Consider the following 3959-nt stretch of genomic DNA (forward strand, 5'->3'; position numbering starts at 1 on the left):
AGCCGCGTGATGTTCATGAGGTTGCCGGCCAGCGGCCGGCACTACCGCAAACGAGAAGGCGGCCCTGCGGCCGCCTTCTCGTGGATCACTTGCCCTTGACGTGCTTCATCAAGCGCCGCTTGGCCTTGACCTGCCGTTCGGTCAGCACGTTCTTCTTGCCTTCGTACGGGTTGGCACCCTCGCGGAAGATGAACTGCACCGGCGTACCGATCAGCTTGAAGCGCTTGCGGAAGAAGTTCTCCAGGTAGCGCTTGTACGACTCCTGCAGTTCCTTCAGGCGGGTGCCGTGCACGATGAAGGTCGGCGGGTTGGCGCCGGCCGGGTGCACGTAACGCAGCTTGGAGACGTGGCCGCGGATGGTCGGCGGCGGGTTGGTCTCGTAGGCCACTTCCAGCGCCTTGTTCACTTCGCTGGTGGTGAAGGTCTTGTTCGCCGATTCGTGCGCGCGGTGCACCGCACGGAACAGCTCACGCAGGCCCGAGCCATGCTTGGCCGAGATGCGCACCGATTCGGCCCACGGCACGAAGCCCAAGCGCAGCGACAGCATCGTTTCGGCCTGCTCACGCTGGTAGTCGGTCAGGCCGTCCCACTTGTTGATCGCGATCACCAGCGCGCGGCCGGCATCCAGCACGGCGCCGAGCACGGTGGCGTCCTGGTCGGTCACGCCTTCGGTAGCATCGAGCATCAGCACGGCCACCTGGCACTGCTCGATCGACTGCATGGTCTTGACCACCGAGAACTTCTCGACGACCTCGTCCACGCGCGAACGGCGACGCAGGCCGGCGGTGTCGATCAGGCGGTACTCGCGGCCGTCACGCTCCAGGTCCACCGAGATCGAATCGCGGGTGGTGCCCGGCACGTCCGAGGCGATCATGCGCTCTTCGCCGAGGATGCGGTTGACTAGGGTCGACTTGCCCACGTTGGGGCGGCCGACGAAGGCGATGCGCACGCGATTCGGATCGTTGTCCAGCTCTTCGCCGCTGCCCTCTTCCGGCAGGCGCTGGATGACCTCGTCCAGCAGGTCGTCCAGGCCCTGGCGATGGGCAGCCGACACGGTCAGCATCTCGCTGAAGCCGTAGCGGGCGAACTCCGAACGCACGGTGTCCTCGTCGGTGCCGTCGATCTTGTTGATCAGCAGCAGCGTCGGGCGCGACAGCTTGCGCAACCAGGCCAGGATCTCATCGTCCATCGCCGAGGTGCCCTCGCGGGCATCGACGACGAACAGGATCAGGTCAGCTTCGCCAGCGGCAGCGCGGGCCTGGCGCGTGGTAGCACCAGCCAGGCCTTCTTCTTCCTCTGCGATGCCGCCGGTATCGACGACGAGGAAATGGTTGTCCTCGTCAAGCCGGCAGACGCCATAGTTGCGGTCCCGGGTGACGCCGGGCTGGTCATGGACCAGGGCGTCACGTGTTCGGGTCAGTGCATTGAATATGGTCGACTTGCCGACATTCGGCCGTCCAACCAGGGCGACCAAAGGCAGCATCGCGATTACTCCGTATTAATTTGCCAACCGGAATGCGGTCAGCTTGCCATCAACGTTCTGCACCAGCAGCACTCCATCGACGACGATTGGCTGGGCCAGAAGCGCATCACCGCCGCTTTTCGCCCGCGCCGCCATCGCGCCATCGGAGGCCTGCAGCCAATGCAGGTATCCCTTGTAGTCACCGACCACCACGTAGTCGCCGTGCAGCGCCGGACCGGTCAGCGAGCGCCGGGCCAGTGCGGTCTGCGACCACATCGCCGCGCCGCTGGCCTTGTCCAGGCCGAACACGCCGCCCTTGTTGTCGGTAACGAAAACATTGCCCGAAGACACCGCCACACCGCCGGCACCGCCGTGGTCACGCGCCCACATCGGGCGACCGGTCGGGCCTTCGATGGCCATGGTCTGGTTCTTGAAGCTGCTCACGAACAGCGTATTGCCGTCGAGCACCGGGGCGCCATCGACGTCGGCCATGCGGTCCAGCTCGGTACGGCCTTCGCCGGTACCCACGTTCTGGTCCCACAGCGTGCGGCCGTCCTGCATGGCCAGCGCAGCAACGCTGCCCTCGTCCTTGCCGATGAACAGCACGCCCGGACCGGCCACCACCGCCGCGTTGCCACGCACGGTCAGCGCCGGCAGCTCGCTCGGGTTGAACCACTTCTGGGTGCCGTTGCCGGCATCGAACGCGGTGACGCGACCATCATTGCTGCGCACGAAGACCATGCCCTGGGCAATGGCCGGTGCGGCGATGACTTCGTTCGGCACGCGTGCGCGCCACTTCTCGCTGCCATCGTTGATGTCCAGCGCGATCACCTGGCCATCGAGGGTACCGATAACCACCAGGTTCTCGCCGACGCCCGGACCACCGGACAGCCGCAGCTTGGCCTTCTTCTTTTCCTTCTTCGGCTCCCAGGTCCAGACCTTCTTGCCGGTCTGCAGGTCGATGGCGTGCACGCCACCGGTGATCGCCGCGGCGAACACGTGGCCATTGGCCACTGCCGGGCCCTGGCGTACGCCGATGCGGCGCTCGCCCTTGCCCAGGTTGACCGACCAGGCCTTGTTGACCTTCAGGGTCGGCTCGAACTTGACCAGTTCCGCCGGCTCCTGTGCCTTCTTCGCTGCTGCGTCTTTGCCCGCGAACCAGCCCTTCATGGTGCTGCAACCGGACAGCGCCATACCGAGCAGGAGTACGGTGGCGACGCGCGTGATCATGACCTTCTGACTCATCAAACCGACTCCGCAGGGGCGGCGACGGTGCCGCCGGCGTCCATAACCTTGGTTTCCAGCAGTCGCCGCTGCGGCGCTGCCACGTCCAGCGTCTTCAGCGCCTTCTCATACTGTTCGCGGGCCGCGTCACGCTTGCCCTGCGCCATCAGCGCATCGCCATGGATTTCCAGGCTGCTGCTGTCGGTGGCGCTGCCCAGCAGCTTGATCGCTTCATCGCCCTTGCCGGTAGCCACCAGCAGGCGTGCCACGCGCTGGTCGACCACGCGCTGCAGGTCGCCTTCGACCTTCACCGCGCGCAGGGTGGCCAGCGCCTCTTCATTCTTGCCGGCATCGACCTGGGCCTTGGCCAGCTGCAGCGCAGCCAAGTCGCCGTAGATGCTGGACGGGCCAGCCTCCAGCGCCTTGACCGCCTTGGCCGCGTCATCGAGCTTGTTCTGCTGCAGGCCCACCAGGGCCTTCTGGTACTCGACATTGGCCGAAGCCAGCTTGCCGCCCTGATCCTTCTGGTACCACTGCCAGCCGGCAATGGCACCGATGGCGATGACTACGCCACCGAGGATGCTGGCACCATTCTTCCGCAGCCAGCTGCGGACGCGTTCACTTTGTTCGTGCTCGTCGAGCAGGTCGTCGATCGCCATGCGTACTCTCGCCCCGCCCATCGGGAGGGACCATTGGGATTATCGAAGGTGGTGAAACCGCGCCTCAGTGTGAAACCGGGACAACGGAGCCTTCAGAGGATACCTGAAAGCGTGCCACGTTGGCTCGCTGATAGGGCGTCAGATCGACGATAGCGCCATTCTGCTGAACCTGGACCGCCGAGGCGTTGCCCAGGGTGACCCGGGCCACCTGGCCGGGGGTGAAGCTGCGGGTCTCGCCCGCCTTGATCAACGCCTTCTCGACGCTACCGCCATCCGGACCGGCGATATCGACCCAGCTGTCGCCGCTGAACTGCATGTCCAGGTTGGCGGCAGCGGCCGGCGCAGCGCGTGGCACCGGGGCCAGCGAGGCAACGTAGGGGGTAGCGGTCGGCTTGGTGACAGGCGCGGCCGCCACCTCGGCGGGTGCGGCAGCGGCGGACCCGGGACCGGCCGGGGTAACCGGTACGGCGGCCGGGATCACGTCCAGCGAGGCGGTGTTCGGCGAGGGCGCGACGCCATCGAAGTGGCCACGGGTGGCGAACCAGACCGGGACGGCCAGCACGGCGGTAATACCGACATACAGCGCACGGCGGCCGAGATTCTCGGCAATGCGG

At 66.2% G+C, this 3959-nt stretch carries 4 protein-coding genes; all 4 read right to left on the reverse strand.

Annotated elements, in window-relative coordinates; all coding sequences use genetic code 11:
* Positions 1-85 precede the first annotated feature (85 nt).
* Positions 86-1483 (reverse strand): ribosome biogenesis GTPase Der, encoded by a 1398-nt coding sequence (gene der / locus AB4Y84_RS15470; protein WP_025874993.1) that lies wholly within the window; start codon positions 1481-1483, stop codon positions 86-88.
* 15 nt (positions 1484-1498) lie between these two features.
* Positions 1499-2707: an outer membrane protein assembly factor BamB gene (gene bamB / locus AB4Y84_RS15475; RefSeq protein WP_088100629.1), complete on the reverse strand. Its 1209-nt coding sequence runs from the start codon at positions 2705-2707 to the stop codon at positions 1499-1501.
* A complete protein-coding gene (locus tag AB4Y84_RS15480; protein ID WP_025874997.1) occupies positions 2707-3345 on the reverse strand; it encodes a YfgM family protein in 639 nt (212 codons plus the stop codon). The genes bamB and AB4Y84_RS15480 overlap by 1 nt, the downstream gene beginning before the upstream one ends.
* A 64-nt stretch (positions 3346-3409) precedes the next feature.
* On the reverse strand, positions 3410-3959 hold a 550-nt coding region (locus AB4Y84_RS15485; protein ID WP_442250392.1), incomplete at its 5' end, for a DUF4115 domain-containing protein.

The organism is Stenotrophomonas sp. 2YAF22 (assembly GCF_052114665.1).
Taxonomy (GTDB): Bacteria; Pseudomonadota; Gammaproteobacteria; order Xanthomonadales; family Xanthomonadaceae; genus Stenotrophomonas; species Stenotrophomonas indicatrix.